This window comes from Bdellovibrio sp. HCB117, from assembly GCF_047305915.1.
In the GTDB taxonomy this organism is placed as follows: domain Bacteria; phylum Bdellovibrionota; class Bdellovibrionia; order Bdellovibrionales; family Bdellovibrionaceae; genus Bdellovibrio; species Bdellovibrio bacteriovorus_B.
The window spans coordinates 3,531,963-3,549,962 of the sequence record NZ_CP178622.1 but is presented as its reverse complement, the minus strand read 5'-3'; the positions used below and the strand labels follow the sequence as shown (position 1 = coordinate 3,549,962).

Below are 18,000 nucleotides of genomic sequence, written 5' to 3'. Positions count from 1 at the left end.
ACTTTGCCAACTGGTCTGTCTTAAAAACAAAAAACCCAAGGTTTCGACCTTGGGTTTTTTTATTTCACGCCTATTTCAGGTGAATGATTCCGATGGGGTCGCCAGAGAAACGGCGGGTGACCTGCAATCGCTGTTCTATTTGCGTAGAGGAAAGTTTTTTTCCTTCCAAACGCGCGCGCACCAAAGACTCATCAATTGTTAAATCGTTGTAGCGAACGTCGCACTTTTCTTGGATTAAATCGCAAACAAAATCACTGTGGGGGCCGCGCAGGTTCGCTTTACTATCAGGTCCAATCACGCCTTCGGCGCGGATGCGATTCTTTGCCCCGGTCAAATCTAAAGGCAGAACGTAATCAATGCGAATATCATCCTCATTAATATCCAGCTTCAACGATTCGATTTCATAGTGAGCAAGGTCGGGATCTTCAACGCCTGGGATTTCATAAACGGCGCTGGGTGAAGCCGCACTACAAATGGACGATATAAAGAAGGAAACTATAAGAACGAAAGATTTCATTTTCGATCTCCCTGAGCCAAGGTGTATTGGGTGGCTCTACCGAACCCGATTCTTACCACATGGCCTTTTTTATTTAAAGCGGCAAGGTCGCGACAGGCCGTGATTTCTGTAGTTTTAAATAAATCCTTGTACTGACGCGTGCTTAGGAACCTGTTTTCTTGCAAATAATCCAAAGCCTGAAGCTGGCGGTAGTTCAATTCTGCATCAACAGGACGCAAAGAAGAGCTTTTTAAAAGGATGCTTCCCGAATTTTTAGACTCATTTATCGAGCCTCGGGCTTGCAGAATGTTGACGTTCTTTTCTAGTTGGTAGCCTGAATCCAAAGTTTGAATCCAGGTGTGTTTGCTTCCTAAGTTTCGACGAAGCGTGCTCATGGCTGCGTAAACCAAACTATCGTGACGTAAAGGGTGATATTCATAGCCCCAGACTTTTTCGACGAGCGTCGCTTTATCAAGCGGACCTTGCCTTAAAACTTCAAGTATTCGCGCAGAAAAATCCGCAAGCTTTATGACTTCAATACCGTCTATAGAGAACGTAACGGCACGATTCTTAGAAAGACCTAAAACCAAGTAGTTCACGCCTTTTTGCAAAGGAAGGCACTTGTAGTACCACGAATAGTAGCCCGACTTGTGAACCAGTTCGATACCCGAGTTATCACCAATTTGCGAAAGAAGCGTGTGAATATGGTCATCTTCAGAAAAATCTTTTTCCTGAATCCATTGTCGGCGTGAAAGCATGTTGCGATTTATTTTACTTGAAAAAGAGCGGCTCAGTTCAAGCAATTGCTTTTTCTTTTCCAATGCCAAAGGATTATTTTGTTCTGTCAGAATTTTGTGTTCCAGGCCTAGAATCTGAATAGCAAAATTTTTATCGGCCTCTTGATCTAAACGAAGATTGGCTCCTCGCAAATATTGCCAGGCTAAAACGGTTTGACCGCGAAGATAAGCCAGCTCTGCCCAGCGCAAGTTTAAAGCGATTTCTTGGCGACGGTTTTCACTCGAAAAAATAACGGGAGCTTGCAAGTTCAATAAAGTTTCGGCGTCTTTCCAGAGGCCTCGCAAGGTTTTTTGGCGAGCTAATTCCAATACGACATTGGACTTCGAATAGCTATCTTGAGGTTTTAAGTTGTGGAGGCATTTTTCTAGATCTGGAACTATAGACTCGGGACGATGGCCGTATGTCGCTTCATAAAGTAAAATGGAAACTTGCGTGGCCGAGGCGAAAGCATCATTCCCAAGTCTTAGCGCAATATCGTGGGCTTCTTTCAAAAGCTCCAAACCGGAATAAACGCGACCGGTTTGCACTAAAGTGTGCGCCAGTAAATCTTGAGCTAGAACTTTGATGTGGGGATTCTGTGCGCGTACGGCAAGACGCAAGGCTTTGGTGGCAAACTTTTCGCTGCGGAAAAATTGGCCCGTGAAATACAAGTAAAACGCAATGCCTTGATAAGTGTAAAAAGAAATCTCTGCCTGATCGTGGTTGCCGAAACGCTTTTGATTCTCACGGAAGAATCTTCGCGCCTTTTTGTATTTCGATTTACGAGCGACACCCACACCTAAATAAAACAAAGAGGCCGCCTGTTCTTTTTCTGAAAAGCTGGTTTGTCGGGTTTTAAAAATTTCTTCGGCCTCTAAGGTCTTACCCAGAAACGAAAGTGCACCGATCAGAAACGGAATGTCTTTTTCCGCGAGGCTTAAGGGGTGGTCTTTGTAGATTTGTAAAATAGTAGTGTAGTGCCCAAGAAAGAAGAGCTCTGACAGTCGCTGCTTTGATGTCTTATTTTTAGTAATTTCAGACATTTATACCTAATCCCATCAAATCCAATCATAGTTTTAAGATGGCCTTAGTTCAAACTCAAAGGATTTCTTCTAGATTGACCCTGAAGGATCGGGGGTCCTATGAAATTTTCATATCTGCTGCTGATTATCAGCATGTTTTCTGTCTTTTCCGGCTGCCATTATAAGATCAGTAAAGATTCGGGGGTGGCGGATGATGGCAACGTTGGCGCAGGACAAGTGGACTTTGCTCTTGTCATGTCCGAGGTCGTCGCGCCGAAATGCCTGGAATGCCACTCTTCTGCGGGAGGCAATCGTGGCGGTGTCAATCTAGAGATTTACGCCAACGTCAAAGCTGAAATCGCAGCGATTCAAAGTACAGTGGCGGATAATTCTATGCCTCTTAATCGGCAACCCCTTAGCGCGAGCCAAAAAGCGCTTCTCAATAAGTGGATTGAAGCTGGCGCGCCAGAAACTGTGACCGAAAATCCTCCCGTGCAAGCGCCGACTCCCACTCCTCCACCGGATGTGCCTCCAGAAGAAGTCGTCGGACCTTCTTTAGATTGGCTTACAGTCAGAACGCTTGTCATCGAACCCAAGTGTTTGAACTGCCATTCAGCGCCTACGAATCGCGGTGGTGTAAATTTAGAAACATACCAAAATGTTCTTTCTAATATCGCGGATGTCGACGCCACGATACGCGACGGCTCAATGCCTCGACGTACGACTCTCACTCCAGAGCAAAAGAAACTTATTTTAGATTGGATCGCTGCGGGCGCTCCTGAATTTTCACAAAGAAAACCTTAAGGAGGATTTATGAAATCAATCATCATCATTATAATCGCACTTTTCAATCTGCCAGCCCTGGCTGCTATCGAAATGAAGTCTGTGCCTTCTCAAGGCTCTGTTCAGTTTGAAGCCATTGGCAAGCCCAGCATGATGAAGATTAAAGGGCAGGCGGCGGGTCCAAGTGGAATTTTGACTTTAGCAGATTCAAAAGTCCAAGGAGAGATGAACTTCGCGTTAGAGACTTTAGATACTGGTATCGATCTTCGCAATGAACACATGAAGGAAAAATATCTTGAGGTTAAAAAGTATCCTCAAGCGAAGCTCATCATCAAAGATCTTTCTATGCCCTCTTCGTGGAATCCGCAAAATGCAAAACTTCAAGATCATCCATTCAAAGGACTCCTTCACCTGCACGGTGTGGAAAAAGAAGTGGAAGGAACTTTAAGCATTTCGGAAAAACTTAAAACCGAAGCTCGATTTGAAATTAAAATTTCTGATTTCAAGATTGATATCCCGTCTTACCTGGGAATCAAAGTGGCGGACGTCGTGAAAGTACAGGTCCTCATCAATGAATTCATCACGCGTGAGGAGTAAATGAAATTAATACTTTTAATTGCGATTTCGCTGGCGACGAAGGCATATGCTTTTCCAGAAATGATTCGTCATCATTACGTAAACTGTACGGCCTGCCACTTTTCTCCGAGTGGGGGAGGCTTGTTAACGCCTTATGGTCGAACCATTTCTAGCGAAGTTCTATCCACATGGGGGACGGAAAAGGAAGCGCGTTCCTTCTATGGCGCTTTAGATAATGAAAAGCTCAATCAATGGTTGCAGGTGGGTGGTAACGTACGTGCTTTGCAGTTTCATCATGAATCCGCGAACGTCAAGGAAGGTCGAACTATCCCCATGCAAGCGGGGATAGAACTTGCGGTGACAGTGGGTAAATGGACCGTCGATCTCTTTTATGGAAAGCTGAATTCTGATTGGAAGGTCGAACCCATCGCAACTCGCTACTACATAATGTATCAAATACTTGATGAGCTGACAGTGCGTGCGGGCCGCTTTATTCCGGTTTTTGGGTTAAACATCCCACAACACACTATGGTGACCAGAGCCAACCTGGGATTTAACCAGGGAACTGAGCGCGATGCTTTAGAGGGCATGTGGAGTGGTGAAAAATGGAATTTTGTTTCTACTGTTTCTAAGAGTGTAAAAAGCGCCTCCGTAAGTGAGGTGGAAACAGCGATGACCGCTCAGCTGAATTACACGATCGCCGACTCCTATCGTGTCGGCGCAAGCTATTGGTTGGGTACTAGTGATACTCAGAATAGACAGATCCTTGGCCTTCACGCCGTTCTGGGATTCACTGAAAGATTCTTTATTCTTGCAGAGGCTGATTATCAAAACAGGCATCAAGCCACGACGCAAAGAACTCAGTACGGACTTTACCAGTTTTCGAAGTATGGATACGAGTTTTACAAAGGAATTCACGCGCAATTCGTGCAAGAGTATTCGCAAAGTGATTTTAGTAACGACAAATCGAAATTCGAAAGTTACGGCCCCGGATTTTTATTTTACCCGCGCCCGCATTTCGAGTTTGAAGGTTTGTATACAAAAAAGAAGATCTCAATTGTCGGGGACGACTTCGAAGATTATGCCTACTTAATGATACATTACTATTTTTAACGAGAAATCGGTCAAAAACGCTGATTTCTCCTCTGAAAATTGCGACGCCGAAATCTTTTTAAGAGTCTGTTTGTATAAAGACACGGCGTCTGCTTTCTTATTTATACTCTAAGAACCCTTTTTTAAGATCAATTTCGGAAAAGGGGGATCAATGAAGGAGCAAGTCATTGCTGGCATGCTCACTCTGTCCTTAGCTCTGGGATTTATTTTTTCCATCGAAGTATTAGCACAAAACAATCGAACACTTTTGGATCCGTGTGTATCGGACCTTCAAAAGTATTGCCAGAATGCGGAGCCGGGCGGGGGAGCTTTTTTAACATGTTTAGACGAAAACAAAGACAAACTTTCACCTGAGTGTCGTGCAAGAAATAAAAAACTGCACGAAATGGTGATAGAGCTTCAAGGGGCGTGTAACAACGACCTTTTGAAATTCTGTGATAACGTGAGTGCAGGTGGCGGTCGCATTATCAAGTGTCTGCGTGATCATACGACAGACCTATCGAACGCCTGCAAAGTGGGTATCGATAATTCACTTCAGAACAGAAAAAATCTTTTACAAAGTCAGTGGCCATAAAATGACGGGCGGATTCTCCGCTCGTTTTCCACACCGTTTTCCACTTTAGAAAATTTAAGAGGGTAAAATCGCAAGGTCTTTGCGAAGCATTTCAATCAGAAGATGAAAGTCGACCGGTTTGCTTAAGAATCGAGAAGCTCCAAGGCTGTCGGCTTTAATTCGGTATTCAGGGGACTCGTAAGCGCTGACCATATAGACCGGAATAGAGCGATCCATTTCATGAATCTTCTGAAGCAGTTCAAAACCGTCCATTCCCGGCATGTTGATGTCGGATAAAACAAGGTCGACGTGAGGAATGTCTTTGCGCTTTAAATAGTCCAAACATTCTTGAGCACCCAAGAAGGACACGAGATTCAATTCGCCTAATGTCGCGAAGAGTTTTTTGAATTTTAGTTTGTAGAGAAGGTGCGTATCCGCCTCATCATCCACGATCACGATATGAATCATTAGGTCAATCTTTCATGTACAAGTGGGATGGCCATAACGAACTCCGTCCATTGGCCAAACTCACTCGTATATCTTAGAGTGCCTCCGTGTTTTTGAGCAATATTAAATGCAACAGTAAGACCCAAGCCCGCGCCTTCGCCTGCGGACTTCGTTGTCAAAAATGGGTCAAAAATCTTTTCGCCTAAGATGGCAGGAATACCGACGCCATTGTCACGAATGATGATTTCCACCATGTCCCCACGAACGGCAGTTGCCAATGTGAGTTCGGGCTCGAAATTTTTGTTCGCTAAAGCCTTCTTTTCCAAGGCGTGAATGGCATTATCAATCACGTTCGTCAAAGCGCGCAGTAAAGACGTCGCATACACCGGCACCATGATGCTGTCGGCAAGGCGATAGTTCACCTTTGACGGCACATAAGCCGAACCCAGAGCGCGATTAGAAACAGTATCTTGGTAGGCCCGTTTTACCACTTCGTTGATGTCCGTGGTTTCCAGCACATCACTGTCGTAACCCGAAAGAATCTGCATAGAACGTACGATCTGATCGATACGTTGACTGTGCTTTAGAATCACACGGCTAACTTCTTTGACCTCATCCAGATTTTCAGAGTCCGTTAGAAGCTCACTGAAATTTAAAACAAAGTTGAGCGGATTGCGAATTTCGTGCGCCACGCTGGCAGTCAGACTTCCCAAAGACGCTAAGCGCTCTTGCGCTACCAAAGTCGCTTGCATGCGCTTGATTTGCAGCATGGCCTTTTCAAGGCTTTCGTTTTTCGTTGTTAGCTGGCGAGTGCGATCAGTCACTTTTTGCTCAAGAGCTACGTTCAACGTTTCTAACTTTTCGTTGGCGGCCAACCGCTCAGTCCGGAATTGGTTGATCGAATCGACAAGAACATCCAGTTCGTCTTCGCCTTTGTGCGAACGGCGCTTGAGTTCAAGGCTGCGTTTATCCCGTAAGCCAATGCCTTTCAGGTAATCAGCGATGTGCTGGATGTGAACCACAAGAATCCGATTGAAGATGAAGTACAAGCAGAATACGACCACCAGAGTTTTAGCTGCCTGACGGATGAAGATTAGAAACGCTTCTTCAAAATATTTTTGACGTAAGCTGCGGACATCAAGCTCGACATCAAGAGTACCCAGGATCTCATTCGTGTTTTTGTGATAGATATCAAACCGTTTATGGTTTTCTTCGGTGGGCTCAGTTTTTCCGGACTCGTAGATTGTTTTGTTGTCTGCCACAAGACGAAGGTAACTAACCCCCTGCAGACGGCTAAGTCCATCGAGCTGGATTTCTAACAGTCTTGTGTCATAGGACCACAAGTGTTCTGCCATCGAGTCGAGGTAGGAGTTTTTGATGATCACGAAGTTGTTTTGTAGTTTATCAAAGTCTCGTTGGTAGTCCATGATCAGCTGGAAAGCCGTCAGAATCAACGTGGCAAAGGAGCTCACGGCCCATGTCGCAATGAGGAGCTTTAAAGAGAGAGAATTTCTGCGGAACCAACGTCTGGAGTCTCTGGGTGTCACAGAGCACTTATCGAACAATTTATTGAAAATTGGCATGAAAATCGAATAGCACGGTATTACATTTAGGAAAGATTCTCAAAATCCGACACAAATAAGAATACTTTTCGGCTAACATCAGCCTTTTTTATGATGCCCAATAAATAAGCAAACAAAAATATGGCAAGGGCCAGAACTCTTTTTTTTCCGAATATATTTACTTCCCAGTAATCGTACTCATAGTTAGACTGAGTACAGGAATCTAACTTGGGTTGAAACGGATTTTTAACCGAAGTTGATTTGGCTCGAGTCTGAGAAGAACGAGTCTGCTCGTTAACCCAAGGGAGGGAGATATATGAGCGAGGGAAAAGTTCAACAACTACCACTTTTGCCCCTAAGAGACCTCATCATTTTTCCGCATATGATGATGCCTTTGTTTGTAGGTCGCGAAAAGAGTATCAATGCTCTTGAAGAAGCGATGAGCAAACAAACTGACATCGTTCTGGCGGCACAAAAAGATGCTAAGACGAACAATCCCGAGCCCAAAGATATCTTTGCAATCGGTACAGTCGGTACAATCATCCAATTACTTCGTTTGCCAGATGGAACTGTGAAAGTTCTAGTTGAGGGTAAACGTCGTGTAAAGATTAAGAATTTCGTAAACAACGACAACTTCTTCATGGTTTCTTGTGAGGCCTTGGATGAAGATTCTACAAACATCGTAGAAGCCCAAGCTCTTGTTCGCTCCGTAAAATCGACTTTCGAAACTTACGTGAAGCTGAATAAGCGCATCCCACCAGAAATCTTGATGCGTGTATCTACGATCGAGAATCCAGGTGAGTTGGCAGATATCATCGTTGCTCAATTGAACTTGAAACTAGAAGACAAGCAAGCCGTTCTAGAGATCATTGATCCTTCAAAACGTCTTGAGCACTTGTTGAATCTAATGACAGGTGAAATCGAGATCCTTGAAGTAGAGAAAAAGATCCGCACTCGCGTTAAGAAACAAATGGAGCGCTCTCAAAAAGAGTACTATTTGAATGAGCAAATGCAGGCGATTCAAAAAGAACTTGGTGAAAAAGACGATTACCAAGCAGAGCTTCAGGATTTAGAAGTAAAAACTAAAGCTAAGAAAATGTCCCAAGAAGCCAAAGACAAGGTCATGAAAGAGATTAAAAAGCTCAAAATGATGTCACCTATGTCTGCGGAAGCCACAGTCGTTCGTAACTACATCGACTGGGTTCTTTCTCTTCCATGGTATGACTACAATGAAGAGAAGCATGATCTTAAGAATGCTCAACGCATCCTTGATGACGATCACTGGGGCTTGGAAAAAGTTAAAGACCGTATCCTTGAATACCTAGCCGTTCTTTCGATTTCGAAAGACATGAAGGGTCCAATCCTTTGTTTGGCAGGTCCTCCAGGGGTTGGTAAGACATCTCTTGCAAGATCGATTGCAGAGTCTTTGAATCGTCCTTTCGCGCGTATCTCTTTAGGCGGCGTGCGTGACGAAGCAGAGATCCGCGGTCACAGAAAAACTTACGTAGGTGCGATGCCAGGTAAAATCCTTCAAGCACTTCGTAAAGTGGACAAAGGAAATCCGCTAGTATTGCTCGATGAGATCGACAAAATGGCGAATGACTTCCGTGGTGACCCAGCAGCCGCAATGCTTGAGGTTTTGGATCCTGAGCAAAACAACAACTTCCAAGATCACTACTTGGAGCTTGAATACGACCTTTCAAAAGTGATGTTTATCGCGACAGCGAACTCATTGCATACAATCCCAAGACCTCTTTTGGATCGTATGGAGATCATCAATCTTGAAGGTTACATTGAGCAGGAAAAATTCCACATTGCTAAGAACTACCTAGTTCCTAAGCAATTGGAAAACCATGGTTTGAAAAATTATAAAGTCACGATCAAAGACGAAACGATCCGCGACATCATTCGTTATTACACGAAAGAAGCCGGCGTCCGTAACTTAGAAAGACAAATGGCCAATGTGTGCCGTAAAGTCGCTAAGGAAATCGTGATGGGTGAAACTGTTGAAAACTTCAAAGCTGAAGGTGCTAAGGCCGCTAAAAAAGGCTCTGCAAAGAAAGCTTCGAAAACGACAGAAAAATCCGCTACGACCAACAAGAATGGCGGTTACGTGGTAACACCACAAAAACTGGTCGACTTGTTGGGTCCTCACAAGTTCAAGTTCGGCGTGATCGAGACAGAAAACGAGATCGGTTTGACGAACGGTATGGCTTGGACGGAAGTGGGCGGTGACCTTCTAGCTGTCGAAGTGAGTGTGGTGCCTGGTAAAGGTAAATTCACAGTCACAGGTCAGTTAGGTGATGTGATGAAAGAATCATGTTCCGCAGCGATGAGCTACGTACGTTCAAGAGGTCCTTTGTTCGGTTTGGATAAAGAGTACTTCTCTAACATCGACGTGCACATCCATTTGCCAGAAGGCGCTGTTCCTAAAGACGGTCCTTCAGCAGGTATCGCACTGACGACTTCGATTGTTTCGGCAATCATGAAAGTTCCAGTGAAAAGAACCGTGGCAATGACGGGCGAGATTTCACTTCGCGGTCGCGTGATGGCGATTGGTGGTTTGAAAGAAAAGATCCTTGCGGCTCACCGCGGTGGCATCAAGATCATCATCTGTCCTAAAGAGAATGAAAAAGATCTTAAGGACATCCCTAAGGAAGTGATGAAAGACTTGAAAGTCATCTTGGTAGACCACGTGGACCAAGTATTGATCAACGCTTTGGACATCAAGACTCCAAAAGAACTTTTCAAAGTTCAAAAAGAGACTGAGTTCGGTATCAAAGCTCAATACACGGGCCAATCAGTTCACCATCATCACTAAGATCAAAGAACAATTTAACTAAAAAGGGTCGGTAGAAATACCGGCCCTTTTTTTTGGTACCTGCTTTTCTTTTTTATCTGAAGAAATGGTGAGGGGAAGATATCTTACTAAAAAGTTCCACGATATCTTCCCCCGCTAAAAATTATTGAGGGGTGGTCACGCAGCGGAAGCCTACGTTATTCATGCGTAGATTCCATGAAGCGGGTGCTTGCAAGTCATCGGCAGTGATATCACCGATATTCGCTGTAAAGATGCCCGTTGTTCCCGGAGAGTGAATACACACCGCTCCTCCGCGAATGACCTTTCCGTTGCTTCCACCAAAAAGATTACCGAGGTAAACATCTTGTTTCGGCACCGATGTCATTCCTGTAAAGTCGAAGAGTTGTTTTGAGCCAGGTTTTACGTCCCAGTTATTATTGTGATAACTGCGTCCGTAAGGACTAGAAAGATCCGGCGTGTACGAGTTGCCATAGATTGTATCGCTGACCCACTCCCACGCATTCCCTGCAAAATCCCAAATCACATTTCCACTCGCAAGAACAAAAGTTCTTCTTTCAAAGCCGCTGGTTTTTCCAGTGCCCGAATATGGATTTGTTATATCAGAAATTTCGATCGGCTCAGTCCAGCCTGAATAAAATCCGGTATAAAGTCTTCCTGTCTTGTGCGCATTTCCCGACCAGTTGGCAGCGTTGTTATAAATCTCTAAGGCCGCCGCATTCCATTCGGCATTTGTCGGCAAACGATATTGGGATCCCAAAGCAGCGCAAGCCGCAGTCGCCGTCGCTTTTCCAGCAAGCCAAGGTTTGCCCGCAGCTTGAGTCTTCGCGATCGAGTTCACATTTTTCATTTCAAACTTCGCTAGACAGAAAGCACTTGTTCCAACGATGGCGTTCGCATTGACGTACTCATAATTCACAGGACAGGTCGTTCCCACCGGAGGTGCTGGAGTTGGCTCTGGTTGTGGAGCAGGACTTGGTTCCGGAACTGGTGTTGGTGATGGCGCAGGACTCGGCTCCGGTGCTGGTTGCGGAGAAGGGCTTGGCGACGGAGTGGGCGTCGGTTCTGGAGCCGGCTCTGGCGAAGGCTGAGGCGTTGGAACCGGCCCTGGGCTAGGTTCTGGTGACGGAGCAGGTGTAGGCTCTGGCGCTGGAGATGGTGATGGCAACGGCGAAGGGTTCGGCGCAGGATTTGGTTCTGGCTCTGGCGCTGGTACAGGACTTGGCACCGGCTGTGGTGCAGGTGTCGGTGTCGGTTCTTCTGGAGTCGGCCCTGGAGCTGGGCTTGGAATAGGTGTTGGCTCTTCCGGCGTTGGAGTGCTCGGATCCGTTGGCGAAGGATTCGGAGAAGGAGAAGGCGACGGCGACGGCGAAGTCACTGGAGGTTTCACCGTTGAAGAATTATCCGTGGGAGAAGTGTTATCATCTGAAGAAGACGAACACGCCGAAAGAAAAGTTGTTAGCGTGAGCGCAAGCAGACACAAGCGAGCCGTCTTCATTCATCAGCCTTTGTTAGGAGTTAAAAATATCTTCACTGATTTTTGACGTGCTTACGAATTTCTCTTGTGTTCCCTCGCAAAATTCGGACTTTCGGAACAGTGTGTTTGGACAATGATCGAGGCTAACAAAAGTAAGATTCCGATCTTGGCAAAGAAAAAATCACCAAATCTGACACAAGCCCAGCGCGTTAACTCCCGCGCTGGAAGCGGGTTCTATTACATTCCTGAAATCAATTCTCAACCTGCTCATTTAATGAGCAACTGTCTGCGTCTTACATTGACGAAATCCTGACAATCTGTAAAAACCTGTATCCCTGCGAGTAATTCGAAATTTGTTTTGGAGTTTTAGGAACTTATGAACCAACTAGATCGTGCCTTTGAGCTCGGCAAGTTATACTGTGATCGCGGAGAGTTTTCTCCGGCGGTGGAGCATCTTCAAGAGGCTTCCAAAGGATACTTTGCTGAGAAAAATTTCTCTCAATACTTAAAGTGCCTTAATTTGCTATTGCGTATCTTTGCTGAGCGCGAGCAATTTGAAGAAATCAATTCAACAAAAGAAAAACTTCAAGATCTAGTTCTTAAAGAAGGCTTCGAACTTAACTCCAAAACATACTACACACTCGCAGTGTGCGCTTCTTATAAGGGTCAACTAGAGACAGCGATGGACTATTTGCAAAAAGCATTAGCTATCGGTCTTGCTTCCGACAATAAAGAAGACATCTGTCACGCGATCTTCGGTCTTGCGATGGTTTATTCTCATCCGGCGACCGCTCGTCACTCTGATGCGCTTAAAGAAATCTACAATCTTCAAGTGTTCTTCCAAGTGTATCAAATGCCGGATCTTCAGGCGTCTTCACTTTTCTTGAACGCGGACATCTTAAAGCAAATGAAAAAGTACGACGAAGCTATCGAAGTACTTTGGAAAGCTTATGACATCGTTAAGGAAACTCGCAATGTCGTGATGTCGAACTACCTCATGGGTGGTTTGGCTGATGCGTACTTCGAGATCGGCGATAAGGATATGGCAAGAACATATATTACTCTTGCTCAGAAATCCGTCGATGCCGAAAATCACCGTCGCTTGGGCCGTATGGTGAAAGCTTTGGCGGAAAAAATCGGCGGTGAGACACAAACTAACTTCGATCTTATTTTCGATGAACCAAACCACTCAGTTATTGAGAAAAAGTTGGGACGCATCGATTTCAAAAACCAATTCATTCTTTTGGATCTTTTGCGTCTGTTTGTTCAGAATCAAGGTCACATTTATTCAAAAGAATTCTTGGTTGAAAACGTATGGAAGCAACCGTACGATCCTGCAATCCACGACAATAAAATTTACGTCACGATCAAACGTCTGCGTAAATTAATTGAACCGGACTACGAGAAACCAAAATATATTTTTAGAGCCAAAAATGGTTATTACATGAATAAAGCGGCTCGAGTTCATTTCGAGCACTAGGGGGGATTCATGTTACGCAGCTTATTGTTAGCAACAATGATCGGACTCATGGGATTTACAGCTTCGGCTGCAAATTACTCTGAGACTACGACTGAAGAAGAACACATCATGCCGGCTGGCGATGACCGTTGGGTTCCATGGCCTTGGGCAATGGTTCAACCTTTCCCATGGTCTGATATTCAAGGTTTATGGAAAGTAGAGCAAGGGGACTTCACTTCTTACTTTGCTTTGAAAGTCGTTCGTCAAAAATCAACGGGCATCCGTCAGCTTCAAGTGAAGCAATTCGACGGCGATACTTGCCGTGTCCTTGCGACGGGTGTTGGTATCGAAAGAAGCAACAAAGTGCTTGCTCAAATGACAAGCAAATTGGGCGCGACTTACAGAGTTCAATTGTCAGCATTTAGTGAGAAGGACTTGCAGGATCTTACGATCCCACCTCTTAAAGGCGATATGCCGACAGAGGCGGTTATGGTTCTTTCAATGGGTGCGCTTGATAATAAAGGCATCGAAGGCATGGTTCATATGCAAATTATGAAGATCTCTGCCCATTTGACTCAAAAAGTCTGCCTTGAAGATATAAAAAAGTAAGAAACGTTAAAAAAGATATTGCTATTAAGAAGGACCATTGTTACAAAATGGTCCTTCGAGACGATAGGGAATTAGCTCAGTTGGTAGAGCGCCACCCTTACAAGGTGGATGTCGTCGGTTCGAATCCGGCATTCCCTACCATTTTTCTTCAAAATTTATCTCGCACTAAAAACCACCGACCACGGTGGTTTTTTTATTTGTGCTGTTTGCACTTCGGCTTCGCCCACTATTTACTATCAAAAATCAAAACACGATTGTTCATCGAATCAGCGACGATCAAACTATTTTCCGCAAAGATCACTTCTCCGGGAGTCGCCATAGAGCCCGCGTTCGGAGGATTCGGTGCCGAATTCGTCGTCATGCTATTTTGCCCTAACACGCGATCTGCCGGTTGTTGCGTACTTGTTGGAAAGCGGTCCCAGATAAGCACGCGATTATTTCCTTGTTCAGACAAAAAGAGCTGGCCCGAAGGATTTGAATTTACCGAAAACGGCAGATTCATGCTGCTTCCTGAAATCCCGCCAATGTTCGCCGTGTTGGAAGCGAAGTCAGGCTGACCTAAAACAAGATCTGCGGGTTGGCCGTTCTGTGTGGGAAAGGAATTCCAAATGAGCACGCGATGATTTTCTCTATCCGCAACGACGAACTTCTTACCGTCGGACCAAACACTTGTTGGTCCATAAAGTCTTGAGGCGGTAGCACCGTTGATCGTGGTTGAATCACAAGTAGTAAAGTCCGGTTGGCCAATCACCAACGAAGGTGAAGGCAAGTTTCCAATGGGCACAGAATCAAAGATCAAGATGCGGTGATTTCCACTATCGGTAATGATTAATTTTCCATTTACCACAGTCACATGCGACGGAAAGTGCAGTGTGTTCGCGGCACACACGCCTGGCATCGGTGTGACAAAATCAAGCGAACCAATAACAACGTCCGCATTCGGATTCCCGGTTGTAGGAATCGAATTGTAAATGAGCACACGGTGATTGAAAGAGTCGGCAACGATGAGTTTTCTTCCGAAGGTTTTTGCGGAAGTAGGGCGATATAAAGTATTTGCAGCAGGGCGACCGGCACCGGCTCCACCATTAGCTCCACCACTGGTAAAGCTAGATTGACCCAATACGGATTCTGCGCCAGAGCCGGAGCTGGCATGAATGGTCGCAAAGGTCGTAATGCGATTATTTAGAAACTCGGTGACCCTTAATACTCCATAAGGATCTAAATCCAAACCATAGGGAGTTTTCAACTTTGTTTGCGTGGTTCCCGAAGAGTCCGAAGTGAGGTTGGCTTGCCCAATCACGCGAGAGGCAAGCTGTCCGTCGCCTAGGTTCAGCTTATTGTAGTTTTGGCCGGGAGTATCAGAACCTCCGCCTCCACCACCAGAACATCCAATTGATACGATTGCGAATAGGGCAGGAAGAAATTTCATAACGAACTTCATTTCACACTCCATTTTTGGGATCGCGTAGATATTGATGAAATTTTAGGAAGTCTTTGATACGGGCGCAAATTTGATTCAGATGTCATTTAAAACGAGCTGACGAAGGGCTTATGTCAAATGTGGAATTATTTTCCTAATCTCTGATTTGTTACAAGATGACCAAAATTTGTACGCGCTTGGAAAAATTTTTGTTAGACCACGGGGGTATTGATTTTAACAAATCTTAATCTTTGCCAACTTTGATGGGGAGAATTCATGAAGGGCCTTTTGACGATTTTCTCGTTGTTGTTACTTGCGACTCTATTTTCTGTAAACTCGTTCGCACAATCTCGTAACGAAGCTGAACGCCGTTTGATGGTCGAAGACAGCTACGAAGCTCCTCGCGGTCAACTTTTCGACGAAGAAGCTTACTTCCGTGGCGAAACTTACTTGAACCAATACACAAACGTGATCGTGATCAACAAAGCGGCTAGCGGCCCGATGGCACAGTCTCTTCGCCTTTACACAAACCGTCAGTTGATGCTGAAAACAAAAGTATCTACAGGTCGCGAAGATCTAGAGTACATCACTCCGATCCGTGGCGTGATCAATAAAATCTTCAAAGGTTCTACAGAGTCTCACTGGAGACACACAACTCGTGGTTTCTACACAATCAAGCGCGTTGAAAACGCCAACTACCGTTCTGGCGAAAGCAAATTCAAAATGCCTTACGCAATGTTCTTCAATGAAAAACGCGGTTTGGCTGTTCACCAAGTACCACCAGATCTTTCTGGCGGTGAAGCTGCGGGTGAAGCGATGTTAGGTAAACGTGCTTCTTCTGGTTGCGTGCGCGTTCACAAGAACCACATCTACACGATCTATTCCTCAGTTTTGGCAGCAGATAAAGGCCAAGTTCCAGTTCTTGATACACGCTCTGGCCGTCCTTTAGTGGATAAATACGGCGAAGTTAGATACGAGCGTGGCTATAAAACCATCGTGATCGTAGAGGAATACTAATCCCGACGGTCCTCGTCTTGACCCCTTCAATAAATGGTCATAAAAAAAGGCTGGTTCACCCGGCCTTTTTTATTTTTAGGCCCAGGGTTTTAGGAGTTTAAAATGAGTCTTCTTGAGTTGGTAAATGTCCCAGATGAGCAACGCGATCATAAATGGGAAATCGATTTTTTCATGGCGATCACTCAAGGAAACGTAAAGCTTCTGCATGAAGCTCCTCAAAAAGGTCCCGATGGCTGGCCGTATCTTTTGGTCGAGACAGGCGAAGATGCGACCGAAAATGCGAACAAAGTCATGCAATGGTCTGCGATGAAGGGTGTCGGTATTGCCGTGAACCCTCGCAAAAACTATCCTGACTACGTGTTCACCTACGGCATGCTGTGGAATTTCAAAGAGACAGGTTTGTTCTACCAATCTGCTGACGAATCCATCGTCGGCACCGTAGAAATGCCAACAGGTCAAAAGCTGCACGCTGGCCCACCAAGTCCGCAATACCTTCCACAATACGTGCGCAACATCTTAAAAGACTTCTTCCGCGACCAAGCCGTGCTGCGCCCGCGTATCCTCGTAATGAGCACGGACCGCAAACACTACGACCTAGCATTCTCTCTAGAATCCCTAGGAAACCCACCAACCAAAGAACACCAAGGCATCGCCGAAGCCATCAGCTGGTTCCTGCCACCACACTATTCCGTAGTGCTAGTCTCAGAAATCGGCCTCCCACCATTCACCGATCTTTAAGGTGCCTGCTTCTTTTTTGGGTCTACGGTGCATTAAAACCAAAAGGTGCCAGGGGACTTTTGGTTGAAAATAAAAAAGCCTGCGTTTTTACCGCAGGCTTTTTTATTAACGAAAGAATTTAAAAAGCGACTAGTCCAATTCACCTGGCTTAGGCAATAGATCCATCAAGCACTCTCTCCAGTACTCTGGAGCTTCTTCACTATAATCTACGGCTACGTAGAAACCTTTTTTACCTAGAAGCTGCGTGCGAGTAATCACACCAGAAATTTCTAAGTTCATTTCTTCAAGGTGCATGAAAACGCGGTCGCCAATCAGAACATCCAAGGTCAAATTCTTGCGAAGAGCCGTTGGAATCAAATCGTCACGCTTAATCAACAACAGAAGTCCTGTTGAAGAAGCTTCTACGATCTCGCAGTTTTTCGCGATCTTTGCGAAATCATCCAGTGATGTTAGATACGAAATGTGAATGGGAGAGACTTCTTTCCTTGGAGCCACTCTACGATTGTATTTTGCACTTCCCATATTTACCTGCCTTCGAACGAGTACATTAACATCTGTAATAAACTCTTCGGCAGGACCAGACCAAAGTTAAGAGTAAAAAAGAAAAAAGCTGAACGTGTGTGTTGCGGAGTGAATGATAACACCCCTGTTTTCAGAGGGAGAATTAAACTCTGAAGCATTTATGAGTCGATATGTCTCAATCTGAGAATCAATATTTTGCCAGTCCCCTATAGAAATTTTCGAAAGGACCGAGGGCTGTTCATAGGGGCGAAGCGCTTTAAAAGCAGCTTCCTTTGCGCACCACAAAGAAGAAAGACTGGGGGCGACCAACATCTCTTCCTCTTTAGAAATGCGGGCCATCACCGGAGCCGTCACACGCTCACGAACTTCAACATCAACACCGATCGAAGAAGGCGCAATCACCGCAACACCAAGATCAGGACAATGAGAAATAGAAGTGTATAGACAGCGGCCGTTTAGGGCTTTCAAGAGTTCGCTACGAATCAGGGGGCGATTTTCAGGATTTTTACTTCCCCACTCAGTGTGCATAAGCACTTCAAGATCAGAGCAGGGAAGGTGCTTTTTTAAGGACTCGATAACGCTTTCAGAAAGTGTCATGACTTCGAGTCCCT

17 protein-coding genes and 1 tRNA gene are annotated in these 18,000 nt (G+C 45.2%); 10 read left to right on the top strand and 8 right to left on the bottom strand.

Annotated elements, in window-relative coordinates; genetic code table 11:
• Nucleotides 1-70 precede the first annotated feature (70 nt).
• On the bottom strand, nucleotides 71-517 hold the full coding sequence (locus ACLWBD_RS16820) for a hypothetical protein (RefSeq protein ID WP_063205505.1): 447 nt from the start codon (nucleotides 515-517) through the stop codon (nucleotides 71-73).
• Complete coding sequence (locus ACLWBD_RS16815; RefSeq protein WP_413569059.1) at nucleotides 514-2,316, bottom strand: DeoR family transcriptional regulator; 1,803 nt, start codon at nucleotides 2,314-2,316, stop codon at nucleotides 514-516. Before ACLWBD_RS16815 ends, ACLWBD_RS16820 begins: the two co-directional genes overlap by 4 nt.
• A gap of 99 nt (nucleotides 2,317-2,415) precedes the next feature.
• Between ACLWBD_RS16815 and ACLWBD_RS16810 the strand changes: the two genes are divergently transcribed.
• The 4 genes from ACLWBD_RS16810 (at nucleotide 2,416) to ACLWBD_RS16795 (ending at nucleotide 5,341) form a co-directional block, all read left to right on the top strand.
• The gene (locus tag ACLWBD_RS16810; RefSeq protein WP_413569058.1) at nucleotides 2,416-3,099 is read left to right on the top strand and encodes a hypothetical protein; all 684 of its coding nucleotides are present in this window, start codon (nucleotides 2,416-2,418) and stop codon (nucleotides 3,097-3,099) included.
• A gap of 9 nt (nucleotides 3,100-3,108) precedes the next feature.
• Nucleotides 3,109-3,675: a YceI family protein gene (locus tag ACLWBD_RS16805; protein ID WP_413569057.1), complete on the top strand. Its 567-nt coding sequence runs from the start codon at nucleotides 3,109-3,111 to the stop codon at nucleotides 3,673-3,675.
• Complete coding sequence (locus ACLWBD_RS16800) at nucleotides 3,676-4,767, top strand: hypothetical protein (protein WP_413569056.1); 1,092 nt, start codon at nucleotides 3,676-3,678, stop codon at nucleotides 4,765-4,767.
• A 151-nt stretch (nucleotides 4,768-4,918) separates the two neighbouring features.
• The gene (locus ACLWBD_RS16795; RefSeq protein WP_413569055.1) at nucleotides 4,919-5,341 is read left to right on the top strand and encodes a cysteine rich repeat-containing protein; all 423 of its coding nucleotides are present in this window, start codon (nucleotides 4,919-4,921) and stop codon (nucleotides 5,339-5,341) included.
• Between the two features lie 54 nt (nucleotides 5,342-5,395).
• On the opposite strand, the gene ACLWBD_RS16790 is transcribed toward ACLWBD_RS16795, so the two are convergent.
• Together ACLWBD_RS16790 and ACLWBD_RS16785 are read right to left on the bottom strand one after the other, a co-directional pair.
• Nucleotides 5,396-5,788, bottom strand: a complete 393-nt coding sequence (locus ACLWBD_RS16790; protein WP_413569054.1) for a response regulator — start codon at nucleotides 5,786-5,788, stop codon at nucleotides 5,396-5,398.
• Nucleotides 5,788-7,239 (bottom strand): ATP-binding protein, encoded by a 1,452-nt coding sequence (locus ACLWBD_RS16785; protein WP_413569053.1) that lies wholly within the window; start codon nucleotides 7,237-7,239, stop codon nucleotides 5,788-5,790. Before ACLWBD_RS16785 ends, ACLWBD_RS16790 begins: the two co-directional genes overlap by 1 nt.
• Nucleotides 7,240-7,645: 406 nt before the next feature.
• Here ACLWBD_RS16785 and lon point away from each other — a divergent pair, with 406 nt between their 5' ends.
• Nucleotides 7,646-10,150 carry an endopeptidase La gene (lon, locus tag ACLWBD_RS16780; protein WP_413569052.1) on the top strand — a complete coding sequence of 835 codons (2,505 nt, stop codon included), beginning with the start codon at nucleotides 7,646-7,648 and terminating at the stop codon, nucleotides 10,148-10,150.
• A 142-nt stretch (nucleotides 10,151-10,292) separates the two neighbouring features.
• On the opposite strand, the gene ACLWBD_RS16775 is transcribed toward lon, so the two are convergent.
• Nucleotides 10,293-11,645, bottom strand: coding sequence for an SUMF1/EgtB/PvdO family nonheme iron enzyme (locus tag ACLWBD_RS16775; protein WP_413569051.1), 1,353 nt, complete (start codon nucleotides 11,643-11,645; stop codon nucleotides 10,293-10,295).
• A 355-nt stretch (nucleotides 11,646-12,000) separates the two neighbouring features.
• Here ACLWBD_RS16775 and ACLWBD_RS16770 point away from each other — a divergent pair, with 355 nt between their 5' ends.
• The 3 genes from ACLWBD_RS16770 to ACLWBD_RS16760 all read left to right on the top strand — a co-directional run bounded on the left by ACLWBD_RS16770 (nucleotide 12,001) and on the right by ACLWBD_RS16760 (nucleotide 13,833).
• Entirely contained in the window at nucleotides 12,001-13,104 is a 1,104-nt protein-coding gene (locus ACLWBD_RS16770) for a helix-turn-helix domain-containing protein (protein WP_063205494.1), read from the top strand.
• 9 nt (nucleotides 13,105-13,113) lie between these two features.
• Nucleotides 13,114-13,692 carry a hypothetical protein gene (locus ACLWBD_RS16765; RefSeq protein ID WP_063205493.1) on the top strand — a complete coding sequence of 193 codons (579 nt, stop codon included), beginning with the start codon at nucleotides 13,114-13,116 and terminating at the stop codon, nucleotides 13,690-13,692.
• Nucleotides 13,693-13,757: 65 nt separating this feature from the next.
• Nucleotides 13,758-13,833 (top strand) — tRNA-Val (locus ACLWBD_RS16760).
• An 85-nt stretch (nucleotides 13,834-13,918) separates the two neighbouring features.
• Here ACLWBD_RS16760 and ACLWBD_RS16755 read toward each other — a convergent pair.
• The gene (locus ACLWBD_RS16755) at nucleotides 13,919-15,133 is read right to left on the bottom strand and encodes a hypothetical protein (protein WP_413569050.1); all 1,215 of its coding nucleotides are present in this window, start codon (nucleotides 15,131-15,133) and stop codon (nucleotides 13,919-13,921) included.
• Between the two features lie 255 nt (nucleotides 15,134-15,388).
• Here ACLWBD_RS16755 and ACLWBD_RS16750 point away from each other — a divergent pair, with 255 nt between their 5' ends.
• On the top strand, nucleotides 15,389-16,129 hold the full coding sequence (locus ACLWBD_RS16750) for a L,D-transpeptidase (RefSeq protein WP_063205487.1): 741 nt from the start codon (nucleotides 15,389-15,391) through the stop codon (nucleotides 16,127-16,129).
• Between the two features lie 102 nt (nucleotides 16,130-16,231).
• Complete coding sequence (locus tag ACLWBD_RS16745; RefSeq protein WP_063205486.1) at nucleotides 16,232-16,867, top strand: hypothetical protein; 636 nt, start codon at nucleotides 16,232-16,234, stop codon at nucleotides 16,865-16,867.
• A 129-nt stretch (nucleotides 16,868-16,996) separates the two neighbouring features.
• Here the strand turns inward: ACLWBD_RS16745 and ACLWBD_RS16740 are convergent, their stop codons facing one another.
• Both ACLWBD_RS16740 and ACLWBD_RS16735 read right to left on the bottom strand, forming a co-directional pair.
• Nucleotides 16,997-17,389: a hypothetical protein gene (locus tag ACLWBD_RS16740; RefSeq protein ID WP_413569049.1), complete on the bottom strand. Its 393-nt coding sequence runs from the start codon at nucleotides 17,387-17,389 to the stop codon at nucleotides 16,997-16,999.
• Between the two features lie 66 nt (nucleotides 17,390-17,455).
• The gene (locus tag ACLWBD_RS16735) at nucleotides 17,456-17,986 is read right to left on the bottom strand and encodes a hypothetical protein (RefSeq protein ID WP_413569048.1); all 531 of its coding nucleotides are present in this window, start codon (nucleotides 17,984-17,986) and stop codon (nucleotides 17,456-17,458) included.
• Nucleotides 17,987-18,000: the final 14 nt, after the last annotated feature.

What these genes read in the sequence shown, in the direction of transcription:
- ACLWBD_RS16810 (WP_413569058.1), top strand. Translation starts at nt 2,416, where the DNA reads ATGAAATTTTCATATCTGCTGCTGATTATCAGCATGTTTTCTGTCTTT.
- ACLWBD_RS16755 (WP_413569050.1), bottom strand. Translation starts at nt 15,133, where the DNA reads ATGAAGTTCGTTATGAAATTTCTTCCTGCCCTATTCGCAATCGTATCA.
- lon (WP_413569052.1), top strand. Translation starts at nt 7,646, where the DNA reads ATGAGCGAGGGAAAAGTTCAACAACTACCACTTTTGCCCCTAAGAGAC.
- ACLWBD_RS16765 (WP_063205493.1), top strand. Translation starts at nt 13,114, where the DNA reads ATGTTACGCAGCTTATTGTTAGCAACAATGATCGGACTCATGGGATTT.
- ACLWBD_RS16805 (WP_413569057.1), top strand. Translation starts at nt 3,109, where the DNA reads ATGAAATCAATCATCATCATTATAATCGCACTTTTCAATCTGCCAGCC.
- ACLWBD_RS16820 (WP_063205505.1), bottom strand. Translation starts at nt 517, where the DNA reads ATGAAATCTTTCGTTCTTATAGTTTCCTTCTTTATATCGTCCATTTGT.
- ACLWBD_RS16790 (WP_413569054.1), bottom strand. Translation starts at nt 5,788, where the DNA reads ATGATTCATATCGTGATCGTGGATGATGAGGCGGATACGCACCTTCTC.
- ACLWBD_RS16815 (WP_413569059.1), bottom strand. Translation starts at nt 2,316, where the DNA reads ATGTCTGAAATTACTAAAAATAAGACATCAAAGCAGCGACTGTCAGAG.
- ACLWBD_RS16770 (WP_063205494.1), top strand. Translation starts at nt 12,001, where the DNA reads ATGAACCAACTAGATCGTGCCTTTGAGCTCGGCAAGTTATACTGTGAT.
- ACLWBD_RS16735 (WP_413569048.1), bottom strand. Translation starts at nt 17,986, where the DNA reads ATGACACTTTCTGAAAGCGTTATCGAGTCCTTAAAAAAGCACCTTCCC.
- ACLWBD_RS16795 (WP_413569055.1), top strand. Translation starts at nt 4,919, where the DNA reads ATGAAGGAGCAAGTCATTGCTGGCATGCTCACTCTGTCCTTAGCTCTG.
- ACLWBD_RS16800 (WP_413569056.1), top strand. Translation starts at nt 3,676, where the DNA reads ATGAAATTAATACTTTTAATTGCGATTTCGCTGGCGACGAAGGCATAT.
- ACLWBD_RS16745 (WP_063205486.1), top strand. Translation starts at nt 16,232, where the DNA reads ATGAGTCTTCTTGAGTTGGTAAATGTCCCAGATGAGCAACGCGATCAT.
- ACLWBD_RS16740 (WP_413569049.1), bottom strand. Translation starts at nt 17,389, where the DNA reads ATGGGAAGTGCAAAATACAATCGTAGAGTGGCTCCAAGGAAAGAAGTC.
- ACLWBD_RS16775 (WP_413569051.1), bottom strand. Translation starts at nt 11,645, where the DNA reads ATGAAGACGGCTCGCTTGTGTCTGCTTGCGCTCACGCTAACAACTTTT.
- ACLWBD_RS16750 (WP_063205487.1), top strand. Translation starts at nt 15,389, where the DNA reads ATGAAGGGCCTTTTGACGATTTTCTCGTTGTTGTTACTTGCGACTCTA.